A 21,974-nucleotide genomic window follows, 5' to 3' on the forward strand; every position below is an offset into this window, starting at 1 on the left:
TGCTCACGGGATCACGCCCTCGGATCGCAGGGCCTGGCCGATCTGTTCCCCGATGGTGTCGACCGCGCTCTCGGGCTCGATCTCCGACGGCGGGGACAGGGTGTGGGAGACGGTGATCGACACGTTCTGGTAGGCGGGGGTGAGCGGCCGTACGCTCGCCCTCTCCAGGGAGGACAGGACCTCCTCGGAGAAGGGGTACTGCTTCATGAAGGCGGGGTCGTCGTAGAGGGCGCGCAGGGTGGGCGGGAGTCCGCCCTCCAGCGCGGCGGTGAGCTGGTTCTCCCGGTTCCGCAGGCACAGGGCCGCCTCGAAGGCCAGGCCGGGGTGGCGGGAGTAGGCGCTGACGGCGAGGTCGATGCCGCCGACGGTGGGGCGGGAGGGACGGTCGGCGTCGACGCGGGGGTAGGGCGCCCAGCGGAAGTCCTCGAACAGCCGCGGGTTGTTGCTTCTCATCGACGGATAGACGAACGGGTAGTTGAGTTCGAAGGCCGCGACGCCGGACTCCATGGCCAGGCGGTTCTGGTCCTCCATCTGGTTGGGCAGGGAGGGGTCGGCGGCCGGGGAGTTCGCGAGGTCGCGCATGATCGAGGCGGCCCGTACGGCGGGCGGGCCGAGGGAGGGCTCGGTGGCGCTCGGGTCGAGGATGGAGCCGCCCGCGCTGTTGACCAGGGAGTTGAACCAGACGGTCAGGCCCTCGTACTGGGCGCCCTGGATCTCCACGTAGTGCGGTTCGCCCCGCCGGGCGAGCTCGCGGGACATGTTCAGCATCTCGGACCAGGTCTTCGGCGGGGTGGGCACCAGGTCCTCGCGGTACCACAGGAGCTGGACGTTGGTGTTGTACGGGACGGCGTACAGCTTGCCCTTCCAGGTGGCGGTCTGCAGGGGGACGCGGAGCGTGCCCTCGGTGGCCCGGCGTTTCGTCTCGCCGGTCCACTCCCGGATCCAGCGGGCCTCGGCGAACTCGGCGGCCCAGGTGACGTCGAGGCCCAGGATGTCGAGGGAGTCGTCCTCGGCGGCGAGCCTGCGCACCAGTTGCTGGCGCTGGCCGTCGGCGGCGCGGGGCAGTTTGTGGTAGCTGATGCGGTAACGGCCGCCGGACGCCCGGGTGCAGCGGTCGGCGGCCTGCTGCAGGGCGCCGGAGTCGTCGGGGAAGTTGTACCAGTCGAGGGTGGGCCGGGAGGTGTCCTCGTCACCGCCGCAGGCGGCGAGCGTCGATGCCAGCAGGGTCAGCGCGACCAGCGCCCGCGTCCGTCGCGGTCCTCCGGTACGTCCGCGCCTCGCGTGCACGCGCTCCACACCTCGCTTCCGGGATCGCGGCGCGGGTGTCCGACCCCGCGGCGGCGCCTACCCGGCGAACGTTAAACAGGACATAGGGCGACATCAAGGACATCCATCAATGACTCACCCGTGGCGCCCGATGCGCGGGGGCCGGTTCGGTCCAGGCGCGACTGCCGGGGACCGGCTCAATCATTGTGCGGAGAAATGACGAAAAGGCCGTACCGGGTATCCCCGATACGGCCTCCGACCCGCTGTTCGGCAAGTCGGGACGACAGGATTTGAACCTGCGACCCCTTGACCCCCAGTCAAGTGCGCTACCAAGCTGCGCCACGTCCCGTTGCCCGTCTGACCTGGGGATTCCCCCGGTTGAACGCGCACGGAAACCATACCGCACTCCGGGCGGTGATCGCGCACCCGTTTACGGCCGCGGGCTCTTCCCGGAGTGCGCCTCCTCGGGCGGCAGGCCCAGCCGGGGGTGCGCCTCGACGAGCCGGGGCGGGGCCGCCTGGCGCCAGGAGTCGGCGAGGATGTCGCGCAGCTCGCCCTCGTCCTCCAGGGCGGCGAGGCGGACCCTGACCCAGGCGAACTGCGCCTCGTGGCCGGCGATCCAGAACTTCTCCGGTTCGGCGAGGGCCAGTTCGTCGCGCTCCTCCTTGGGGCAGCGCACGGCGATGGAGGTCTCGTCCTCGGGCAGGGTGGCGAACATCTTCCCCGCGACCCGGAACGTGGGCATGTTCCAGGCGACCTTCTCCGTGGTGTCCGGCAGGGACAGGGCGATCCGTCGTACGTCTTCGGCATCCGGCATGGCAGGCACCGTAGCGGCCGGCACTGACACTCACCCGGTTGCGGGCGGTACGAGGCCCGCTCCAGGACGCTTGTAGTAGATCGTCGTCGGCCGCAGCACCCCGGCGGGGTCCGCCGCGTAGTCGGGAATGGTGCCGACGGGGGTCCAGCCCGAGGAGCGGTAGAGACGCTCGGCCGGGCTGCCGGTCTCGGTGTCCAGGTGCAGCAGGGTGAAGCCCCGCGCGGCGGCCGCCTCCTCCGCGACGGTCAGCAGCCGCCGTCCGAGGCCCCGGCCACGGGCCGCGCGGTGCACCATCAGCTTCACCAGTTCCGCGCGGTGGGCGCTGTTGGGCTTGTCGGGGAGGGCGAGGCTCACGGTGCCCAGCGCCCTTCCGGGTCCCTCGTACGCCGCCCACACCGCGAGCCGGCCCTCGGTGACGGCCGCGGACCGCTCCTTCCACCAGCCGGCCGCCTCCGCGCGGTCGAGCGGGGCCAGGAAGCCGACGGAGGCGCCGCCGTCCACCGTGTCGGCGAGCAGTTCGGCCAAGGACGGGGTCAGGTCGGCCAGGTGGGCCGCGTCCAGCCGGACGATGTTCACGGTCGCACCACCGCCAGTACGTAGCGCACGCCCTCGGGGCCGGGGCAGCGGAACCGGGTGGGGCCCCAGACGCGGAGTCTGAGGCAGTCGCCGTCGCCGAGACGGTGCTCGACGTCCCGGTCCGTCACGGCGAGGGCCCCTTCCAGGACCCAGATGTGCTGCTCCAGACCGGGTACGGGCGGCCGGTCGTAGGTGATGTCCGCACCGGCGTCGAGCCGGCCCTCGACGAGTTCACCGCGCAGCCCGCCGTGCGGCGGGGACACGGACCGGCGGACGAAACCGGAGGCCCTGTCCTCCCACACCGGCTGGTCGGCGGCCCGCACCAGCGGCGCGGGCTCCGCCTCGATCTCGCTGAGCAGTTGGGACATGGTCCGCCCGTAGACGGCGCACAGCCGGTTGAGCAGGGAGGCGGTGGGACTGGTCTCCGCGCGCTCGGCCCTGGACAGGGTGGACCGGCTGATCCCGCTGCGCTCCGCCAGCTCTCCGAGCGACCAGCCGCGCTCGCTCCGCAGCTCGGCCAGGCGCCCGCCGAGCCGGACGTCGACAGGGTCCGGGGAGGCGTCCCCGGTCTCATCATGTTTCACATGTGGGATTCTATCCCGTATCAGAGATGGAGGGGAGTGGTCACCGGCCGGCTCTGGCGAGGTTGTTGTGGAGCCGCCTCAGATGCTTGGCCACGGGGCACTGTGCGCCGTCCGCACCGCATTGACGGCAGCTCCGAAGGTGCTGCTCGTAGTCCTGGCGGGCCTGCTCGAGGCTGTCGTACGACGGTTGCATTCGACTTCCTGAAGGTCGTCCGGGCACCACGGATCACGGGCGCCGCAAGGGGATGGGGGCCGCCTCGACTGGTTGCCTGAGGCGCACACATCAACTTTGATCTTGTTACTCGCAGTACGGCAAACCGGACCGGCGAGTTGTGGTCACGCGGGTGTTTCACAGCCGGGCGCCGCGGCGCTCACCGCGCAGCAGCCACGCCAGATAGGCGCCGCCGGCCACACCGGTGAGCACGCCGACCGGCAGCAGTGCCGAGCCGGTCAGCCGCTGGGTGACCAGGTCGGCGGCGGTCACCAGGAGCGCCCCCGTCCATCCGGCGGGCAGCACGTTCGGCCCCGCGGCCCGGGTCACGCGGCGTGCCAGCTGGGGGGCCGCCATCGCCACGAACGGGATCGGGCCGGCCGCCGCGACGGCCATCGCCGTGAGTCCCGTACCGGCGGCGAGCAGGACCAGGCGGCTGCGCTCGGGCGGCACCCCGAGCGCGGCGGCGGTGTCGTCGCCCATCTCCAGCATCGTCAGCCGCCGCGCGTGCACCAGGACGACCGGGAGCAGGACCAGCGGTCCGAGCGCCGCGACGCGCACGTCGGTCCAGTCGCGGGCGTTGAGGGAGCCGATCATCCAGCTCGCCGCCTGGGCCGCCTTGCCGATGTCCGCGCGGACGTACAGGAAGCTGGTGGCCGCGCCGAGCACGGCGGAGGCGCCGATGCCGACGAGGACCAGCCGGTAGCCGTGCACGCCGCGCCGCCAGGCCAGCAGGTAGACGGCGGCGGCGGTGGCGAGGCCTCCGCAGACTGCGCCGGCCGCGGTCTGCGCGGCACCCGTGTCGAGGACGATGATCGCGACCAGTGCCCCGGCCGAGGCGCCGTTGCCGAAGCCGATGACGTCCGGGCTGCCGAGCGGGTTGCGGGTCAGTGACTGGAACACCGCGCCCGCCGTGCCCATGCCGAAGCCGACCAGCGCGGCCACCAGGGCGCGCGGCAGGCGCAGACCGAGCACCACGAAGTCGGCGCCCGGCGGCCCGTCCCCGAGGAGCGTGCGCACCACTTCGGCCGGGGACAGTCCGTAGCTCCCGGTGCCGAGGGCGAGCACCGCGGTGCCGGCCGTCAGGAGGGCGAGCGCCGCGCACACCAGCAGGGCGCGGGTGTCGTACCGCAGCGACCAGCGGCCCGTGCGCAGCAGGCCGTGCCGGACGCGGACGCGGACGCGGACGCGGGGCCGGACTCCTCCGTCCTGCGCGAGGCTCACAGTCGGCCCACCTTCCGCTGCCGTACCAGATGGATGAAGACGAGACCGCCGAGGAAGGCGCTGACCGTGCCGACCTCGATCTCCGACGGCGGCACGAGGACCCGGCCGATGACGTCGGAGACGAGCAGCAGCACCGGCGCGTACAGCGCGCAGAACGGCATGAGCCGGCGCGGGTCGGGGCCGCAGAACGCCCGCGCGGCGTGCGGGACCATCAGGCCGACGAAGCCGATCGGCCCGCACAGGGCGGTTGCCCCGCCGCACAGCAGGGCGACGGAGACGACGGAGAGCACCCGCACGCGCCGGACCCGGGTGCCGAGGGCGCGGGCCTGGTCCTCGCCGAGGGCGACGGCCCCGAGCGGCCGGGCGAGGGCGAAGGCGAGCAGGGCGCCGGCCGCGAGCAGCGGCGCCACGGTCAGCAGCAGGGACACGTCGCGTTTGGCCAGGGTCCCGACGGACCAGTGGCGCATCTCGTCGAGGGTGCTGAGGTGCCAGAGCTGGAGCCCGCTGACGTAGCCGAACAGGGCCGCGTTGACGGCGGTTCCGGCCAGGGTGAGCCGGACCGGCGTGGCGTGCCGGCCACCGCCCAGGGCGTGGACGCCGGTGGCGGCGAGGGCGGCTCCGGCGAGCGCGAACCACAGGTGTCCGGTGAACGAGGTGATGCCGAGGACGCCGATCGCGGTGACGACCGCGGCCGAGGCGCCCGCGTTCACACCGAGCAGTCCGGGGTCGGCCAGCGGGTTGCGGGTCAGCGTCTGCATGACGGCGCCGCCGAGACCGAGGGCGGCGCCCACGGCGGCGCCGATGAGGGTGCGGGGCAGTCGCAGGTCCCGGACGATCGCGTCGTGCTCGGTCCCGGACGGGGCGAACAGGGCCGTCCAGACCTGGTCGAGGGGGATCCGTTCGGTGCCGACGGCCAGGGACAGGGCGACCGCCGCCGCGAGCAGGAACAGGCCGATCGGCAGGCTCGCCGAGCGGGCTGCCGACCGGGTACGGGGCCGGTTCGCGGGGCGGGTTCCGTCCGGTGGCGCCGGGACCGTCGTGGCACTCATGAGACGACCGTCGCGGCGGGGCCGCGTCCGCGGACAGGGGCCGAACGGCCCATGTGTGGGGCAGGCGTTCCGAGGATCATGTTCTTAGCTTAGGCTAACCTAAGTGCAGCTGTTGACGATTTCGTTGACAGTTCATGGGCGCGCCTGCCCTCCGACCAGCGGTTGACGGAGAACCCGATGACCACCCTCCCCACTGCCCGACGGCGCGGTGCCGCCGTGCCGGACGACGTCCGTCCGGTCCGGGTCACCGGTCCACGCGTCGCACGCCTCCTGGACGAGGTCGAAGGGGCCGACGCGCCACGGCGCACGGCCCTGGCGGACGCGTTCTGGAACGAGGTGGAGGAGCGGGGCACTCCCCTGGTGGAGGCCCTGGACGGCCGTCCCGGCCACCGCGCGGTCACGTTCCTGTGGCGGGGTCACCGGGCCACCCGGCGGGTGCTGTTGTCCGCCAACCGCCTCACCGACCGCGACCGGCTGGCCGGTTCGCTGCTGGAGCGGGTGCCCGGTACCGACGTGTGGCACCTGGGGCTGCGGCTGCGCGCCGACCACCGCGGCTCGTACCGGCTGGCCGCGGACCTCTCGCCGAAGGAGCCCGCTTCGGGTCCGGACGGCCTCCAGCAGCGGCTGCGGTCGCTGACCGCGCACGCCGCGGCCGACCCGCGCGGCCGGCTGTCCGTCCCCGCCCGTTGGCGGCCGGCCGGCAGTTCGGTCTTCGCCCTGCCCGGTGCCCCGCCCCAGCCGTGGGCCGGGCGGCGGGGCCATGTGCCGGCCGGACATGTGGAGCGGCACCGTGTGGCGGGCGCGGCCCCGGTCGGTGACCGGGACGTGTGGGTCTATCTGCCGCCCGGCCCGGACCGGACGGGCGCCCCGCTGCCGGTGGCCGTGATGTGCGACGGCGACATGTGGTTCGGGCGGATGGGTTTCGGCGACACGCTCGACGCGCTGATCGCCGACGGGGCGCTGCCGCCCCTGGTCGTGGTGGCGCCGGACGCCGTGGACCGGCGCACCCGCTGGCGCGACCTCGGCGGCCGGGAGCCGTTCGTCGCCTTCCTGGCCGATGAGTTGCTGCCCTGGGCGGCGGGCCGCTGGCCGCTGACCACGGACCCGCGCCGGACCGTGGTCGCCGGGCAGAGCCTCGGCGGGGTGACCGCGCTGTACGCGGCGCTCCTGCGCCCCGAACGGTTCGGCAACGTGCTGGCCCAGTCGGCCTCCCTGTGGTGGCGTCCGGGGCTGCCGGCGCCGGCCGGCGCCAAACCGGCGGTGTACGGCACGCCGTGGCTCGCCGGGCGCTACGCCTCCGCCCCCGCACGGCCGGTGACGGTCCATCTGGACGTGGGTCTGCACGAGGGGGTGACGGTCGACCACCACCGCGCCCTGTACGACGTGCTGCGCTCGACGGGCCACCGAGCCACCTACGACACGTACAACGGCGGCCACGACCACGCCTGCTGGCACGGCGCCCTGGCCGACGGCCTGGTCCGTCTGCTGCACGGCACCACCACTCCCACGGACCCCCGCACCACTCCCGCGAGCACCCACACCGCCGCTCCCGCCGCTCCCGCGGGCAGTCGTGCCTCCCCCAGTGCCTCAAGGGCCTGGGAGGTACCCCCAGGGCGGCACGGGTGGGCGCGACGGCACCCCGCAAACGCCGGGCAGCGCGACCCACCCCCGCCCAGCACCAACACCGGGACCCCCCGTAACCCGCCGGGCCCGGCCCCCGCACGTCCCGTCTCCCCCCTGTCCCCTCCCTGACCTTCCGAGGAGTTCCACTCACATGTCCTCCGTACGTGCCCCCCGCAGAACCGTCCTGGCGTCCGCCGCAGCCGTCGTGGCGGGAGCGCTGCTCCTGACCGGCTGCGGCGGTGACGGCGACGGCGACGACACCGCCGCCGCGGGCGGCAAGGAGTCCGGCACCCGCCAGATCACGGACGCCACGGGCCGCGAGGTCGACGTACCGGCCGCCCCCGAGAAGGTCGTCGCGCTGAGCGAGCCCACCCTGGACGCCGCCCTCGCCCTCGGCGTCGAGCCGGTCGGCACCACCGCGGGCCGCGGCCAGCAGGGCGTGTCCACCTACCTGGCCGACAAGGCCGGCGAGGCGCAGGTCGTCGCCACCGTCGCCGAGGCCGACCTGGAGAAGGTGGCCGCGCTCCGGCCGGACCTGATCCTGCTCGACGAGACCACGGGGGCGAAGCGCGAGATCGCCAAACTGGAGTCCATAGCCCCGACCGTCGTCACCGCCAAGCTCAACGAGGACTGGAAGAAGGCGTTCACCGCCACGGCCGACGCCCTGAACAAGAAGGCGCAGGCCGAGAAGCTCCTCACCGGCTTCGACGCCGACGTGACCGCGGCCAAGGGGAAGTTGGGCGACAACGCGGGCACGGTCGTCAGCGTGATCCGCTGGCAGAACAAGGCGCCCTCCGTCGTCGGCCGCGGCGTGGGCCACGTGGGCTCCACCCTGACCGCCCTGGGCCTGGACCGGCCGAAGGACCAGCAGGGCGTCGGCACCGGCCACAGCGAGCCGGTCAGCCTGGAGAAGCTGTCCACCGTCGACGGCGACTGGCTGTTCCTCGGCACCCTCGGCGACAAGGCCGACGGCGAGAAGGCGTACGCCGAGGCGAAGAGGGTGCCCAACTTCGGTGAGCTGGAGGCCGAGCGGGCCGGGCACGTCGTGGTGGTGCAGGGCTCCGCCTGGAACAGCGCCGGCGGCCCGCTCGCCGCACGGATCGTGCTGGACGACCTGACGAAGGCCCTCACCTCATGACCGCCGGACTCGGCGGCAGGCTCGCCCTCGTGACGGGGGCGGGCCGGGGCATCGGCGCGGCGGTCGTCACCGCGCTCGTCGAGGAGGGCGCCCGCGTCGTCGCCACCGACCTCGCGGCCGACGGCGTCACCGCGCTCGCCGGCCGGTACGGGGACCGGGTGACCGCGCGCCCCCTCGACGTCACCGACGCCACCGCCGTACGGACCCTGGTGGACGAGGTGGAGGACGGTCTCGGACCGCTGGACATCGCCGTCAACGTCGCCGGCATCCTGCGCCCCTCGGATGCCGTGGACCTGACCGACGAGGACTGGGCCGCCACGTTCGCGGTCAACACCACCGGCGTGTTCCACGTCTCGCGCGCCGTCGCCCGTCACATGGCCGGCCGCGGAAGCGGCTGCGTCGTCACCGTCGCCTCCAACGCGGCCGGCGTCCCCCGCGCGGGCCTGTCCGCGTACGCCGCCTCGAAGGCCGCCGCCGTGATGTTCACCAAGTGCCTGGGCCTCGAACTGGCCGGACGGGGCGTGCGCTGCAACACCGTCTCCCCCGGCTCCACGCTCACCGACATGCAGCGCGCCCTGTGGCCGGACGGCGACGAGACGGCCGCCGCCCGGCGCGTGATCGACGGGGACCCGGCGGCGTACCGCACGGGCATTCCGCTCGGCCGGATCGCCGAGCCCGCCGACATCGCCGACGCGGTGGTCTTCCTCGCCTCCGACCGCGCCCGGCACATCACGATGCACGACCTGTACGTCGACGGCGGCGCCACCCTGCGGGCCTGACCCCGCCCCGCTCCACGCCTCCCCCACTGGAGACAGCCATGCCCCTTTCCCTCGACGAACCCACCGCCGCGACGGTCTCCCCCGGCGCGGCGACCGCCCTGCTGGAGGCCTACCGCCCCACCGCCGACCGCTTCCTCGCCACCCCGCTCGGAACCCTGCTCGGACGCGGCACCGCGGCCGTGGTGCCCCACGATTCGCGTCCGCCCGCCCTGCGGGTGCGGGAGGTGCTGGACGCGCTGCGCCGACCGGGCGCCCCGCCGCCGGTGGCCGTGGGCGCACTGCCCTTCGCCCCGGACGCGCCGGCCGCACTGGCCGTCCCCGGACAGGTGCGCTGGGCGCCGCCGCTGCGCGAGGACCCGCTGATCGCCCTGCCCGTGCCGCACGACGGCGACCGGGCCGACTGGCGGGTGCGGGAGGTGCCGGCGCCGGAGCGGTACGGCGAGGCGGTGGCCGCCGCGGTCGCGCGGATGCGGGCCGGGGAGTTCGACAAGGTCGTCCTCGCCCGCACGCTGGAGCTGACGTCCGCCCGTGAGCCGGACCTGCCGGCCATGCTGCGCCGGCTGGCCCGCCGGGATCCGGCCGGCTACACCTTCGCCGTGCCCAGCGGTCCGGGCCGTACGCTGATCGGCGCCAGCCCCGAACTGCTCGTCGCCCGGCGGGGCGGCCGGCTGACGGCCAACCCGCTGGCCGGGTCCGCGCCGCGCAGCGACGACCTCGCCGAGGACGTCCGGCACGCTGCCGCGCTCCTGGAGTCCGGGAAGGACCTGCACGAGCACGCCGTCGTCGTGGCCGCCGTACGCGAGGCGCTCGCCCCGCTGTGCCGCTCGCTGGAGGTGCCCGAACGGCCCACGCTGGTGCGCACCGCCGCCCTGTGGCACCTGTCCACCACGGTCACCGGCGAGGTCGCCGACCCGGACGTCACCGCGCTCGACCTGGCCTCGGCGCTGCACCCCACACCGGCGGTGTGCGGGACGCCGGCCGGCACGGCCCGCGCCGTGATCGCCGAGTCGGAGCCCTTCGACCGCGGCCCGTACACCGGCATGGTCGGCTGGCAGGACGCCGACGGCGACGGCGAGTGGGTCGTGACCATCCGCTGCGCCGAGGCCGAGGGCCGCACCCTGCGGCTGTTCGCCGGCGCCGGGGTGGTGGCCGCCTCGACGCCCGAGGCCGAGACGGCGGAGACGGCCGCCAAGTTCCGTACGTTCCTGCACGCCGTGGGAGCCGCCCTGTGAACGCCCTCACCCCGGGGGCGGACTCCCCCACCTGGCCCGCGGAGTTCGCCGGGCGCTACCGCGCGGCGGGTCACTGGCGCGGCGAGACGATCGGCGGCGTGCTGCGCGAACGCGCCACCGCCCATCCCGACCGGATCGCCCTGGTCGACCCGGCACCCGGACGCCGTACCTGGACGTACCGGCAACTGGACGAGCGGGCCGACCGACTGGCCGCCGGGTTCCTGGCGCGCGGCATCGGCAAGGGCGACCGGGTCGTCGTCCAACTGCCCAACATCGGCGAGTTCTTCGAGGTGGTCTTCGCGCTGCTGCGCATCGGCGCGCTGCCGGTGTACGCGCTGCCGGCCCACCGGGAGACGGAGATCTCCCACTTCTGCTCCTTCACCGAGGCCGTGGCGTACGTCGTCCCGGACGTGCACGACGGCTACGACCACCGCGTGCTCGCCTCGCGCGTGCGCGAGCGGACACCCGGCCTGAAGCACGTGTTCGTGGCCGGTGATCCCGGCGGACACACCGCGCTGGCCGAGGTGGAGTGCGAGCCGTCCGACCCGTTCGACGGGCCCGCGCCGCACGAGCTGGCCTTCCTCCAGCTGTCGGGCGGAACGACCGGCGTGCCCAAGCTGATCCCGCGCACGCACGACGACTACCTGTACTCGGTGCGGGGTTCCGACGAGATCTGCGGCGTGGACGCGGACACCCGCTTCCTCGTCGTACTGCCCGCCGCGCACAACTTCCCCGCGAGTTCGCCGGGTTGGCTGGGTGTGCTGTACGCCGGGGGCACGGTGGTGCTGTGCCCGGAGCCGGACCCTGCCACCGCGTTCGGGCTGATCGAGCGCGAGCGCGTCACGATGACCGGGCTGGTCCCGCCGCTCGCCCTGGTGTGGACCGATGCCGCGCCCGGATCCACGTACGACCTGTCGAGCCTGGAGCTAGTGCTCGTCGGCGGCGCCAAGTACAGCGAGCGGGCGGCACGCAGGCTGGAGCCCGCGCTGGGCTGCCGGCTGACGCAGGTGTTCGGGATGGCCGAGGGACTGGTCAACTACACACGTCTTGACGACGACACCGAGACCGTGGTCACCACACAGGGCCGGCCGATCTCCCCCGACGACGAGATCCGCGTCGTCGACGACGCCGACGAGGACGTTCCCGAGGGGGAGTCCGGGCATCTGCTGACCCGCGGCCCGTACACGATCCGCGGTTACTGGCGGGCCCCCGAGCACGACCGGCGGGCCTTCACCGAGGACGGCTTCTACCGCACCGGCGACATCGTGCGGCGCACCCCGACCGGGCACCTGGTGGTGGAGGGGCGGGCCAAGGACCAGATCAACCGCGGCGGCGAGAAGATCGCGCCGGAGGAGATCGAGAACATCCTGCTCGCCCATCCGTCCGTCCACGACGCGTCGGTGGTCTCCGTGCCCGACGCGTACCTCGGCGAACGCTCCCTCGCCTACGTGATCCTGCGCGAGGGCGCCGAGCCCCTGAGGCCGGCCGCGGTCAAGCGGTTCGTGCGCGAGCACGGCGTCGCCGCCCACAAGGTCCCCGACCTCGTCGAGTTCGTCGGCGCCTTCCCGCGGACCGGCGTCGGCAAGGTCAGCAAGAGACACCTGCGGTCCGCCGCCGAGCAGCCCGAGAAGCACTGAAAGGCCCCTCCCCATGACCCTGCCCGCCATCACCCCCTATCCGCTCCCGGCACCGGACGAACTCCCCGCGAACCGCGTCCCCTGGCGCGTGGACCCGGATCGCGCCGTGCTGCTCGTGCACGACCTGCAGCGGCACTTCCTGTCTGCCTACCCCGCCGGGGAACAGCCGCTGACCGGCATGCTCGCCAACACCGCCCGCCTGCTGACGGCGTACCGGCGCCTCGGTGTGCCGGTCGTGTACTCCGTCCAGCGCGGCGGCCAGACACCCGAGGAGCGCGGCCTCCAGCTCGACTTCTGGGGCCCCGGCGCCGCCGACGACCCCGAGGCGCTGGCCGTTCCCGAGGCGGTGGCGCCCGCGGACGGGGACACGGTGCTCACCAAGTGGAAGTACAGCGCCTTCGTCCGCACCGACCTGGCGGAGCTGCTGCGCCGCGAGGGCCGGGACCAACTGGTGATCACCGGCGTGTACGCGCACATCGGCGTGCTGATGACGGCCGCCGACGCGTGGATGCGGGACGTGCGGGCGTTCGTGGTCGGTGACGCCGTCGCCGACTTCTCCCGCGACGACCACGACCTGGCGCTGCGCTGGGCGGCCGGCCGGTGCGCCGTCGTGACCACCGCCGACGCGCTCCTCGAGGAGATCCGGGTCATGCCGCTCACCAGGGAACGGATCCGCCACGACGTCGCCGGCTGCCTCGGTGAGGACCCCGCGGACATCCCCGTCGACGAGAACCTCGTCGACCACGGCCTCGACTCCGTCCGCGTCATGACGCTGCTGGAGGGCTGGCGCCGCGACCACGCCGTCACGGCCGGCTTCGCCGACCTCGCGGAGCAGCCCACGGTCGAGGCCTGGGCACGTCTGCTGGGGGCCGAATGACCGCCCTGCCCCTGACGGCGGCCCAGTCGGGCATGTGGTACGCGCAGGCACTCGATCCGCTGAGTCCCGCGCAGAACACCGCCGAGTGCCTGGAGATCGACGGGCCGCTCGATCCGGAGCTGTTCGCCGAGGCGCTGCGCCGGGTGGCCGCCGAGACCGACGCGCTGCGCGTCCGCGTCGAGGACACCCCGAACGGGCCCCGTCAGCACGTGCGGCCACTCGGTGAGTTGCCGCTGACCGTGGACGACGCGAGCAGCCCGGCGCGGGCCGAGGCGTGGATGCGCGCCGACCTGGCCGAGCCGTTCGGCCTGGCGCGCGGACCGCTGTTCCGGCACGCCCTGTTCCGCGTCGGTGAGCGGCGGTGGCTGTGGTACCAGTGCGTCCACCATCTGGTGATGGACGGTTACGGATGCTCGCTGCTGGTACGCCGTACCGCCGAGGTGTACTCGGCGCTGGCCCGCGGTGCGGAACCCGCCCCGTGCGCCTTCGGGAGGCTGGCCGAGCTCGTCGCGGACGACGCCGCGTACCGGTCGTCGCCCGCCTTCGCCGCCGACCGCGCCCACTGGAGCGAGGCGTTCGCCGACCGGCCCGAACCGCCCCGGCTCGCGGGCCGCGGCGCACTGCCCTCCCGTACGTTCCGCCGCCACGGCTCCCCGCCGGCCCCGGAGACGACACGGCGGCTGAAGGACCTCGCGGTCCGGCTGCGCGCGACCTGGCCGGACGTGCTCGTCGCCGCCCAGGCGCTGTACACCTCCCGGGCCACGGCACGGGAGGAGGTGGTGCTGGGCCTGCCGATGATGGGCCGTATGGGCTCGGTGGCGCTGCGCGTGCCCGGCATGGTGATGAACGTGCTGCCGCTCCGGCTCACCGTCTCCCCCGGGGCGACGTTCGCCGAGCTGGTCCGGCAGGTGGTGCCCGGCATCCGCGAGGCGCGCCGCCACCAGCGCTACCGCTACGAGGACATCCGCCGCGACCTGGGGCTGCTCGGCGAGAACCGGGGGCTGGTCGGTCCGCTCGTCAACATCATGCCCTTCGACTACGGCGTGGACTTCGCGGGCGCCCCCGCCCGGGCCCGGAACCTGTCCGCGGGGCCGGTGGACGACCTGACCGTCAACGTCCACGACCGTGCCGACGGCCGGGGTCTGCGCATCGACCTCGACGGCAATCCCGCGCTGTACGACGACGCGGAACTCGCCGCGCACCAGCAGCGGTTCCTGTATGTGGTGGAGTGCCTCACCGACGCCGACCCGCACCTCCCGCTGTCCGCGCACGCGATCGCCACCCCGGCGGAACAGGCCCTGGTCCTCGACGAGTTCAACGACACGGACCGGGAGCTGCCGGCGACCACCCTGATCGGCCCGATCGAGGCGCAGGCCCGCCGCACCCCCGGCGCGACCGCCCTGGTGTGCGCGGACCGCACCCTGACCTACGCCGAACTCGACGCGCGAGCCAACCGGTTGGCGTGGCACCTGCAGTCCCTCGGCGCCGGTCCTGGCGCGGTGGTGGCGGTGTCGGTGCCGCGCTCGGTGGAGCTGGTCGTGGCGCTGCTCGCCGTGCTGAAGGCGGGGGCGGCCTATCTGCCGCTCGACCCGGACTATCCGGCGCCGCGACTGGCGTACATGCTCCGGGACGCGGCCCCGGTGTGCGCCGTCACCGACCGTGCCGGCCGCCTCCCGGACGGCACCGGCACGCGGGTGGTCGCCCTGGACGGACTCGACGTGTCCGGGTGGCCGGGGACCGTCCCGGCCCGCGCCCTGACCCCCGCCCACCCGGCGTACGTCATCTACACGTCCGGTTCGACGGGCCGCCCCAAGGGCGTGGTCGTACCGCACCGGGCGATCGACAACCGGCTGCGCTGGATGCAGCACGCGTACGGGCTGACCCCGGCGGACCGGGTGCTGCAGAAGACGCCGTCGTCGTTCGACGTGTCGGTGTGGGAGTTCTTCTGGCCGCTGCGCGAAGGCGCGACGCTGGTCGTCGCCGAGCCCGGCGGTCACAAGGACCCGGTGTACCTGGCCCGGCTGATCCGCGAACAGGCGGTCACCACCTGTCACTTCGTGCCGTCGATGCTCCAGGTGTTCCTGGCCGGGCGGGAGGCGGCCGGGTGTGCCGGTTCGCTGCGCCGGGTGTTCTGCAGCGGCGAGGCCCTGCCCCGCGAGACCGCGCACGCCTTCGCGCGCACGCTGCCCGGGGTCGGGCTGCACAACCTGTACGGGCCGACGGAGGCCGCGGTCGACGTCACGTACCACGCCTGCGACCCGGCGGACTCGGGTCCGGTGCCGATCGGGCGGCCGGTGTGGAACACCCGCCTGTACGTGCTGGACGCGGGCCTGCGGCCCTGCCCTCCCGGTGTGCCGGGCGAGTTGTACCTGGCGGGTGCGCAGCTCGCCGACGGCTATCTCGGCCGGCCGGAGCTGACGGCGTCCCGGTTCGTGCCCGATCCGTTCGGGCCGCCCGGCACCCGGATGTACCGGACCGGCGACCTGGCGCGCTGGACGCGGAAGGGCGAGGTCGAGTACCTCGGCCGCACCGACCACCAGGTCAAGCTGCGCGGCCAGCGCATCGAACTCGGTGAGGTCGAGGCCGCGTTGGCGTCCCGGCCCGGCGTGGACGGCGCCTGCGCGGTGGTGCTGGAGGACCGGCTGGTCGGTTATGTGACCGGCGACGCCGACCCGGCCGGGGTGCGGGCGGCGCTGGCGCGCGAACTGCCCGAGCACATGGTGCCGTCGGCGGTCGTCGCCCTGGAGGCGTTCCCGCTCGGCCCCAACGGCAAGCTGGACCGCCGCGAGCTGCCCGCCCCGGTCTTCACGGGCGGTACGGCGGGGCGGCCCCCGGCGTCCGCCGGCGAGGAGACGCTGACCCGGCTGTTCGCGCAGGTACTGGGCGCGGAACGGGTCGGTCCCGACGACGCGTTCTTCGACCTGGGAGGCACGTCGCTGCTCGCGGTGCGCCTGGTGGGGCGGATCCGGGAGGAGTGGGGCACCGAGCTGACGATCGGCGCGCTGTTCGAGGCGCCGACGCCCGCCGCGCTCGCCGCCCGCCTGGAGGCCGCCACCCCGGCCTCCGGGGCCGCGCTGGACGTCGTACTGCCGCTGCGCGCCGAGGGCGACCGGCCGCCGCTGTTCGCCGTGCACCCCGCCGGGGGCATCGCCTGGTGCTACGCCGCCCTGGCGGCCCGGCTCGGACCGCAGCAGCCGGTGTACGGCATCCAGGCCCGCGGCCTGACCTGCGACGAGGCGCTGCCGCGCACGCTCCTGGAGGAGGCGGAGGACTACGCCGAACGCATCCGCGCGATCCGCCCGCACGGCCCGTACCGGCTGGTGGGCTGGTCGGTCGGCGGGGTCCTCGCGCACACCGTCGCGGTGCTGCTCCAGCGGGTGGGTGAGGAGGTCGAACTCCTCGCGCTGCTCGACGCGTTCCCGTCCGAGCAGTGGCGAGGCCGCCCCGCGCCCGAGGAGGGCGACGCGCTCACCGCGGTGCTGCGCATGGCGGGCTTCGACCGCACCGGTGAGCGCACCCGCGAGGACGTGCTGGCCACGCTGCGCCGGGCGGGCAGCCCGCTCGCCGGGCTGCCGGGACACACCCTGTCCCGGATCGTCGACATCGTGCCCAACCACGCCCGCATGATGCGCGAGCACACACACGGCAGGTACGACGGCGACGTGCTGTTCTTCACCGCCGCCGCCCCGCGCGCCGAGCACTGGCTGACCCGCGAGGCGTGGCGGCCGTACGTGAGCGGCCGTCTCGTCAACCACGACCTGGACTGCACCCATCCGCGACTGATGCGGGGCCGCCACCTCGACGACGTCGCGGCGGTCCTCGCCGCCCGGCTGAAGGAGCTGGACGCATGACCTGCGCGATGCGCGGCCGGGCGTCAGCGGGCGGCCAGCAGTTCCACCAGTCCGTCGGCCAGTTCCGTGCGCCAGCACAGGTAGTCGTGGCCGCCGTTGAACTCCCGGTAGGAGGAGTCGTGGTAGCCGGCGGACGCCAGGGTGTCGCGCAGCCGGCGGGCCGCGGGCAGGGCGACCCATTCCTGCTCGCCGCAGGAGAGCCACAGGCGTACCGGCAGCCGCGGTGTCGTGGCGAGGACGCGGGTGAGCCATTCCGCGTCCTCGCCGACCGGCCACCAGAACGAGCCCGACTGGACGAGGGCGTTGCCGAAGCGGTGCGGGGCCGCCACGGCGGCGTAGGCGGCGGTCAGCCCGCCCAGGCTCTGCCCGGCGATCACGGTGCGCGCCGGGTCGGCGGTCAGGGGCAGGTGCCCGGCCGCCCAGGGCAGCAGGTCGTCGGCGAGGAAGGCGACGTACTCGGGGTCGCAGGTCAGCTCCGCCCACCGGGTGGGCTCGTCCACGGCCTCCGGCAGCACGGCGGCGACGGGCGGGACGCGGCCGTCGGCGATCAGGTTGTCCAGCAGGTGCGACAGGCCCAGCCGGGGCCCCCAGTGCTCGCCGTCGAGCAGGACCAGCACGGGCAGCCCGGCCGTGCGGTTCCCGGTCCCGGCCGGCGCGTACAGCCACACGCGCCGGCTGCCGCCGAGACGCCCGGCGGGCACGCGGTGCCCGGTGACGGTGCCGCGGGCGACGTCCGGGCGCGGTTCCCAGTCCACGGCGCGCGGTGCGGCCGGGAGTTCGGCGTACGGCACCGGGTCGCCGCCCCAGCGGCGGGGCAGGGTGCGGGAGTTGAACGGGTCGGTGCGCCGGTGGGTGCGCGGTCGGCGCCAGTGGTCCGGCGCGTCGGGGTCGAGGCCCGTCCCCTCGTCGACGTGGAAGTCGTAGGTGCCGCGCCAGTCGTGGCGCAGCCGGAGCGTGAAGTGCCACACGTCCGTCCCCGGGACGTGCTCCATCAGGTTGCCCTCGGGGGCGTGCGGGTCGCCCAGCTTGTTGGGCAGCACCTCGACGGCCCGGGTGGCGGTCGTGCCGCGCCACAGGAACGTCACCGCCCGGTGCTCGGCGCTGCCGTACGGGTCGGGCCCCACCAGGGGTGTGCCGTGCGCGCGGACCTCGGCCCAGAACTCCTCGGTCCCGTCCGGACCGGGTGGCTCCCGGACGGGCTCGGCCAGCCGGGGCACCGGGTGCGGCCGGGGCGTGCGGGGCGGGTGGCGCGGGGTGTCGCGGGGAGGCACGGCCGGTTGGGTGTATACGGAATCCAATTGACTGTCCATGATCTCTAAGTTAGGTTAGCCTTACCTTACTTGATCATACGTCGGCCGGGGAGACCCTGAGCGTCAGGTTCGACGACAGCGCCCTGCCGGAGCAGTTCCCCATCGGTGCGGACGGCAGCCCGCCGGGCGACCGACACGCCGCCACACGCGGCCCGAAACCACTTCTCCCCTGCGACGACACCCCGTCGGTTCCCGAGAAAAGGAGTCCCACCGCCATGTCCGTTCCCACCACCCGTACCTCCCGCCGTACCGCGGTCGCCGCGGCCGTCGCCGTGGCGGTCGCCGCCGGCGGCACGCTGACGCTGACCGGCACCGCGTCGGCGGACACGAGCGGCTCGCGGGTCACCACCGCGAAGCTCACCAAGGGCCTGTACCAGTCGTCGTACTCCGAGCGGAACGACGTCCTGTGGGTCACCGCCGCCGTCGGCCGCCCGCCGGTCACCGAGTCCCACCTGCTGGAGGTCGACCCGGAGACCCTGGAGATCGAGGCCGACCACACCCCGCCGGTCACCGACACCGCCACCGGTGCCGTCGAGGCGGTCTACGGCGTCGCCGTGGACGACGAGCACAACACCGTGTGGACGGCCAACACCCGCGACGACACCGTCTCCGTCTACAGCCAGCGCACCGGCGAGCACCTGGCCACCCTGCCGGACGTCGCCCACGCCCGCGAACTCGTCGTGGACGAGCGGCGCGACACGGTCTGGGCGAGCGGCTTCGGCGCCGGCACGCTGGTCGCCTTCGACTCCAGGACGTTCGAGGAGAAGAAGCGCGTCACCGTCGAGGGCGCGAGCCCGGCCGGCCTGGCCCTCGACGAGAGGACCGGCGCCCTCTACGCCGCCGACCTGAACAACGACCGGCTCATCGAGCTGAAGCGCGGCTCCACGACCCCGCGCTTCCTGCCGGCCGGTGACGGCCCGATCTCGGTCTCCCTGTCGAAGAACGGCCGGACGGCCTACACCGCCGACCAGACCTCGGGCACCCTGTCCGTGATCGACCTGCGCGAGGGCACCGTGACCGAGTCCGTGGCGACCGGCACCGGCGCCCTCTCGGTGGCCACCGACGAGCGCTCCGGCGACGTCGTGGTGGTCAACCGCACCGCCGCCACCGTCACGGTGGTCGACCCGCGCGAGGGCGTGGTCGAGGAGACCGTCGCCACCGGGGCCAACCCCAACCACGTGGAGATCGCCGACGGCACCGCCTACGTGACCGACAAGTCCGGTGCCACGCGGACCGAGGACACGCTGACCCGGATCCGCCTCGCCCGCTGAGGCCCCGGCGGGGGCGGCCGGTCCCGCCCGGCCGCCCCCGTTTCCCGCTGCGCGGTCTCCGCGGGCGTCAGCCGCCCGAGCAGACGGCGCCGTTGAGGCGGAAGACCGTCGGCTGCGGGTTGGGCCCGTCGTTGGCGCCGACGAAGCCGAACGAGGCCGTCGACCCACCGTCCGGGGCCAGCGCCCCGGCGCCCTCGGGGGCGGTCACCCGTACATGCGTGCCCGTCTGGTGGAACGTGGCGTTCCAGCCGGAGGACACCGACTGGCGGTCGGTCGGCCAGTCCCAGTCCACGGTCCAGCCGGTGATCGGGGTGTCCGAGAGGTTCCGGACGGTGACCGTGGCCACGAAGCCGTTGCCCCAGCTCGTGTCGCGGTGGTAGGTCACCGCGCAGGGGGCGTCCGGCGGGGTGCCGGTGGTGAAGGTCAGCGGAGCGGACGGGGCGGAGAGCCGGCCCGAGGCGTCGGCCGCCAGCACGTTGACCGTGTGGGTGCTGCCCGGGGGCAGGTTCCGCAGGGTCACGGACGTGCCGGTGGTCTCGCCCACCACGTGGGTGTGCGCGCCGTCGCGCTCCTGGACCAGGTAGCGGGTGGCGCCCGCCGCGCCCTCCCAGGACAGGCTCGCGGTGGTGCCGGTCACCGCCTCCAGCCGCGGTGTCCCCGGGGCCCCGGCCTCGGACGCCCCCGGCCCGGTGCCGGCCTGCGGGGTGAGGGTGAGGGTGAGCATCCCGTACGGCGGCACGGTGACCCGGGAGGCGGACGCCGTACCGTCGGTGACGTCGGTGATGTCGCTGTCGCCGCGCGCGTAACGGCTGACCTCGGGTGCGGCGGCGGACGGGGTGAAGCCCTCGTAGTCGAGGGCCACGGTGCGTGCGGTGTCCGGGTCCTTGTTGATGAGCAGGACGCTCAGCCGTCCGTCGCGACGGTGCACGGCGTGGGCGGAGACGTCCTGCGCGGAGGACGCGGCGGCGACCAGGGTGTCGCCGGCGGTGCCCAGTTCGCTGGTCATCTTCATGCCGTAGTAGGGGTGGAACGGCGTGTTGGGCGCCGGCTCGCAGACGTCACCGGTGCAGGCGCCGCTGGAGAGCATCCCCATGTCGCCGTAGTCCGTCTCGCCGTCGACGGTGGTGATCCGGCCCGCGCCGTTGTGGGTGTTCCACCAGTCGACGGTGAAGACACCGTTCTCCAGTGCCGTCATGAACGCGTCCGCGGCGAACAGGCCGTTGGGGCGGGCGGTGAGCATGGCGCCGCCGGTGTTGGTGTTGATCTCGGTGAGGGCGATGCCGATGCGCGGTGAGTCGGCGCCCGCGTACCGGTCGAGCTGGCTGCGGACCTCGCGCAGTTCGCCGGGCAGCCTGGTCAGCCTCGCCATGGCGTCCTCGGCGGTGGTGTCGGCGCCGCCCGCGTACCAGTGGACGCTCACGAAGTCGATGACGTCGGTGACTTCGGAGAGCACGGTGTGGTTCCAGTCACCGGGATCGCCCTCGCCGACGACACCGTCCGGCCAGTGGCCCGGGGTGGTGAGCACCGCGCCGATCCTGACGGTGGGGTCGACGGCCTTCATGGCCTCGGCGTAGGCGCGGACCTGACGGGCGTACTCCCGGGGGCTCTTGTCCTCGTGCTCGTCGTGCTCCCAGCCGTTGCCGTAGTGGCCGTTGCCGTAGATCTCGTTGCCGATCTCCCAGTACTTCGCGTCGTAGTCCTTGGTGACGTTGGCGTACCGGACCCAGCCGGCCGCCTCCTCGGGCGTGCCGGAGCCGTAGTTGGCGATCAGGATCGGCTGGGCGCCGGTGGCGCGGACGGTGCCCATGAAGGCGTCGAAGTCGGTGCCGGGGGCGACGTATCCGCCGGGCGCCGTGTGCGTCTCCCAGTGGTAGATGTCCGCGTACGAGCCGCCGGGGTAGCGCATCGCCCCGACGTCGGCCGCCTTCATCAGGTCGGCGACCTCGGGATCGTTCATGTGCGAGTCCCAGACGGCCGCGTTGACCCCGCGCGCGGTGTCGGACATGCGGCCCAGCGACGCCTGCGCGTTGACCCGGACGTCGACGTCCGCGGCCGGGGTCCCGGGCGCGGCGGCCGACGCGACACCGGTGGCGTTCAGCGGGGACAGCAGGGCGAGCGCGGCGGTCAGGGCGGCGGCGGCGCGTACGAGGTGACGGGTGCCGGTACCGGCCGGCCGGCCGGATCTCTGCGGTAAGGACATGGGGGATCCTCCCTCGGGGTCCGGCGGCACGGGCGGGGCAGCGGGTGCCGGACCCGGGCGGCCGGACAGGCGGAGTGCCGGTGCGGCAGCAGGACGTTCCGCGCCGGTGGCACAGGAAACGGTGCGTGGATGCGGTGCGGTCGTGCACGGGCGGCGCGCGGCGGATCACACGGGTGGGAGCGCTCCCATGATGGGAGTGGTGTGACCTTCTGTCAACAGGAGTGACGGGCTCCGGGGACATCGGTGTGCCCGTCCGTCCGGAGGGGAGCCCTGGGGGCGCAGGCCGGCGCGAGACGGCGGGCGCCCACCACGACCGGACGTGCCGGGTG

16 protein-coding genes, 1 tRNA gene and 1 pseudogene are annotated in these 21,974 nt (G+C 74.2%); 9 read left to right on the forward strand and 9 right to left on the reverse strand.

Going from position 1 to position 21,974, the window contains the following annotated elements; all coding sequences use genetic code 11:
- Positions 1–3 precede the first annotated feature (3 nt).
- The 7 genes from ACZ62B_RS01475 to ACZ62B_RS01505 all read right to left on the reverse strand — a co-directional run bounded on the left by ACZ62B_RS01475 (position 4) and on the right by ACZ62B_RS01505 (position 5,727).
- Positions 4–1,287 (reverse strand): ABC transporter substrate-binding protein, encoded by a 1,284-nt coding sequence (locus ACZ62B_RS01475; protein WP_344560426.1) that lies wholly within the window; start codon positions 1,285–1,287, stop codon positions 4–6.
- 254 nt (positions 1,288–1,541) lie between these two features.
- Positions 1,542–1,615: transfer RNA gene (locus ACZ62B_RS01480), tRNA-Pro, on the reverse strand.
- An 81-nt stretch (positions 1,616–1,696) separates the two neighbouring features.
- Positions 1,697–2,083: an MmcQ/YjbR family DNA-binding protein gene (locus tag ACZ62B_RS01485; protein WP_468885968.1), complete on the reverse strand. Its 387-nt coding sequence runs from the start codon at positions 2,081–2,083 to the stop codon at positions 1,697–1,699.
- Between the two features lie 30 nt (positions 2,084–2,113).
- Positions 2,114–2,659 carry a GNAT family N-acetyltransferase gene (locus ACZ62B_RS01490; RefSeq protein WP_469689100.1) on the reverse strand — a complete coding sequence of 182 codons (546 nt, stop codon included), beginning with the start codon at positions 2,657–2,659 and terminating at the stop codon, positions 2,114–2,116.
- A complete protein-coding gene (locus ACZ62B_RS01495) occupies positions 2,656–3,243 on the reverse strand; it encodes a helix-turn-helix domain-containing protein (protein WP_344560423.1) in 588 nt (195 codons plus the stop codon). Before ACZ62B_RS01495 ends, ACZ62B_RS01490 begins: the two co-directional genes overlap by 4 nt.
- A 349-nt stretch (positions 3,244–3,592) precedes the next feature.
- Positions 3,593–4,678, reverse strand: a complete 1,086-nt coding sequence (locus ACZ62B_RS01500; RefSeq protein ID WP_469689101.1) for a FecCD family ABC transporter permease — start codon at positions 4,676–4,678, stop codon at positions 3,593–3,595.
- Complete coding sequence (locus tag ACZ62B_RS01505) at positions 4,675–5,727, reverse strand: FecCD family ABC transporter permease (protein ID WP_344560421.1); 1,053 nt, start codon at positions 5,725–5,727, stop codon at positions 4,675–4,677. Before ACZ62B_RS01505 ends, ACZ62B_RS01500 begins: the two co-directional genes overlap by 4 nt.
- 177 nt (positions 5,728–5,904) lie before the next feature.
- Between ACZ62B_RS01505 and fes (ACZ62B_RS01510) the strand changes: the two genes are divergently transcribed.
- The 8 genes and pseudogenes from fes (ACZ62B_RS01510) (at position 5,905) to ACZ62B_RS01545 (ending at position 16,864) form a co-directional block, all read left to right on the forward strand.
- Entirely contained in the window at positions 5,905–7,479 is a 1,575-nt protein-coding gene (gene fes, locus ACZ62B_RS01510) for an enterochelin esterase (protein ID WP_469689102.1), read from the forward strand.
- A gap of 22 nt (positions 7,480–7,501) precedes the next feature.
- On the forward strand, positions 7,502–8,488 hold the full coding sequence (locus ACZ62B_RS01515) for an ABC transporter substrate-binding protein (RefSeq protein ID WP_469689103.1): 987 nt from the start codon (positions 7,502–7,504) through the stop codon (positions 8,486–8,488).
- Entirely contained in the window at positions 8,485–9,267 is a 783-nt protein-coding gene (locus ACZ62B_RS01520) for a 2,3-dihydro-2,3-dihydroxybenzoate dehydrogenase (RefSeq protein ID WP_468728864.1), read from the forward strand. The genes ACZ62B_RS01515 and ACZ62B_RS01520 overlap by 4 nt, the downstream gene beginning before the upstream one ends.
- A 38-nt stretch (positions 9,268–9,305) precedes the next feature.
- The gene (locus tag ACZ62B_RS01525) at positions 9,306–10,499 is read left to right on the forward strand and encodes an isochorismate synthase (RefSeq protein ID WP_469689104.1); all 1,194 of its coding nucleotides are present in this window, start codon (positions 9,306–9,308) and stop codon (positions 10,497–10,499) included.
- On the forward strand, positions 10,496–12,136 hold the full coding sequence (locus ACZ62B_RS01530; RefSeq protein WP_469689105.1) for a (2,3-dihydroxybenzoyl)adenylate synthase: 1,641 nt from the start codon (positions 10,496–10,498) through the stop codon (positions 12,134–12,136). The genes ACZ62B_RS01525 and ACZ62B_RS01530 overlap by 4 nt, the downstream gene beginning before the upstream one ends.
- 13 nt (positions 12,137–12,149) lie before the next feature.
- Positions 12,150–12,779: pseudogene (locus ACZ62B_RS01535) on the forward strand (isochorismatase family protein); the annotation flags it as partial.
- 6 nt (positions 12,780–12,785) lie between these two features.
- Positions 12,786–13,013, forward strand: a complete 228-nt coding sequence (locus ACZ62B_RS01540; RefSeq protein ID WP_344560455.1) for a phosphopantetheine-binding protein — start codon at positions 12,786–12,788, stop codon at positions 13,011–13,013.
- The gene (locus ACZ62B_RS01545) at positions 13,010–16,864 is read left to right on the forward strand and encodes an amino acid adenylation domain-containing protein (RefSeq protein WP_469689106.1); all 3,855 of its coding nucleotides are present in this window, start codon (positions 13,010–13,012) and stop codon (positions 16,862–16,864) included. Before ACZ62B_RS01540 ends, ACZ62B_RS01545 begins: the two co-directional genes overlap by 4 nt.
- Before the next feature lie 23 nt (positions 16,865–16,887).
- Here the strand turns inward: ACZ62B_RS01545 and fes (ACZ62B_RS01550) are convergent, their stop codons facing one another.
- Positions 16,888–18,174 carry an enterochelin esterase gene (gene fes, locus ACZ62B_RS01550; RefSeq protein WP_469689107.1) on the reverse strand — a complete coding sequence of 429 codons (1,287 nt, stop codon included), beginning with the start codon at positions 18,172–18,174 and terminating at the stop codon, positions 16,888–16,890.
- A 215-nt stretch (positions 18,175–18,389) separates the two neighbouring features.
- On the opposite strand from fes (ACZ62B_RS01550), the gene ACZ62B_RS01555 reads away from it, so the two are divergent.
- Entirely contained in the window at positions 18,390–19,445 is a 1,056-nt protein-coding gene (locus tag ACZ62B_RS01555) for a YncE family protein (protein WP_469689108.1), read from the forward strand.
- Positions 19,446–19,512: 67 nt separating this feature from the next.
- Here ACZ62B_RS01555 and ACZ62B_RS01560 read toward each other — a convergent pair whose 3' ends face one another.
- The gene (locus ACZ62B_RS01560) at positions 19,513–21,645 is read right to left on the reverse strand and encodes a cellulose binding domain-containing protein (protein ID WP_469689109.1); all 2,133 of its coding nucleotides are present in this window, start codon (positions 21,643–21,645) and stop codon (positions 19,513–19,515) included.
- Between the last annotated feature and the right edge of the window lie 329 nt (positions 21,646–21,974).

Source organism: Streptomyces sp. NPDC053426 (assembly GCF_055585405.1).

What these genes read in the sequence shown, in the direction of transcription:
- ACZ62B_RS01485 (WP_468885968.1), bottom strand. Translation starts at nt 2,083, where the DNA reads ATGCCGGATGCCGAAGACGTACGACGGATCGCCCTGTCCCTGCCGGAC.
- ACZ62B_RS01505 (WP_344560421.1), bottom strand. Translation starts at nt 5,727, where the DNA reads ATGAGTGCCACGACGGTCCCGGCGCCACCGGACGGAACCCGCCCCGCG.
- fes (WP_469689102.1), top strand. Translation starts at nt 5,905, where the DNA reads ATGACCACCCTCCCCACTGCCCGACGGCGCGGTGCCGCCGTGCCGGAC.
- ACZ62B_RS01515 (WP_469689103.1), top strand. Translation starts at nt 7,502, where the DNA reads ATGTCCTCCGTACGTGCCCCCCGCAGAACCGTCCTGGCGTCCGCCGCA.
- ACZ62B_RS01520 (WP_468728864.1), top strand. Translation starts at nt 8,485, where the DNA reads ATGACCGCCGGACTCGGCGGCAGGCTCGCCCTCGTGACGGGGGCGGGC.
- ACZ62B_RS01525 (WP_469689104.1), top strand. Translation starts at nt 9,306, where the DNA reads ATGCCCCTTTCCCTCGACGAACCCACCGCCGCGACGGTCTCCCCCGGC.
- ACZ62B_RS01540 (WP_344560455.1), top strand. Translation starts at nt 12,786, where the DNA reads ATGCCGCTCACCAGGGAACGGATCCGCCACGACGTCGCCGGCTGCCTC.
- ACZ62B_RS01545 (WP_469689106.1), top strand. Translation starts at nt 13,010, where the DNA reads ATGACCGCCCTGCCCCTGACGGCGGCCCAGTCGGGCATGTGGTACGCG.
- fes (WP_469689107.1), bottom strand. Translation starts at nt 18,174, where the DNA reads ATGGACAGTCAATTGGATTCCGTATACACCCAACCGGCCGTGCCTCCC.
- ACZ62B_RS01555 (WP_469689108.1), top strand. Translation starts at nt 18,390, where the DNA reads ATGTCCGTTCCCACCACCCGTACCTCCCGCCGTACCGCGGTCGCCGCG.
- ACZ62B_RS01560 (WP_469689109.1), bottom strand. Translation starts at nt 21,645, where the DNA reads ATGTCCTTACCGCAGAGATCCGGCCGGCCGGCCGGTACCGGCACCCGT.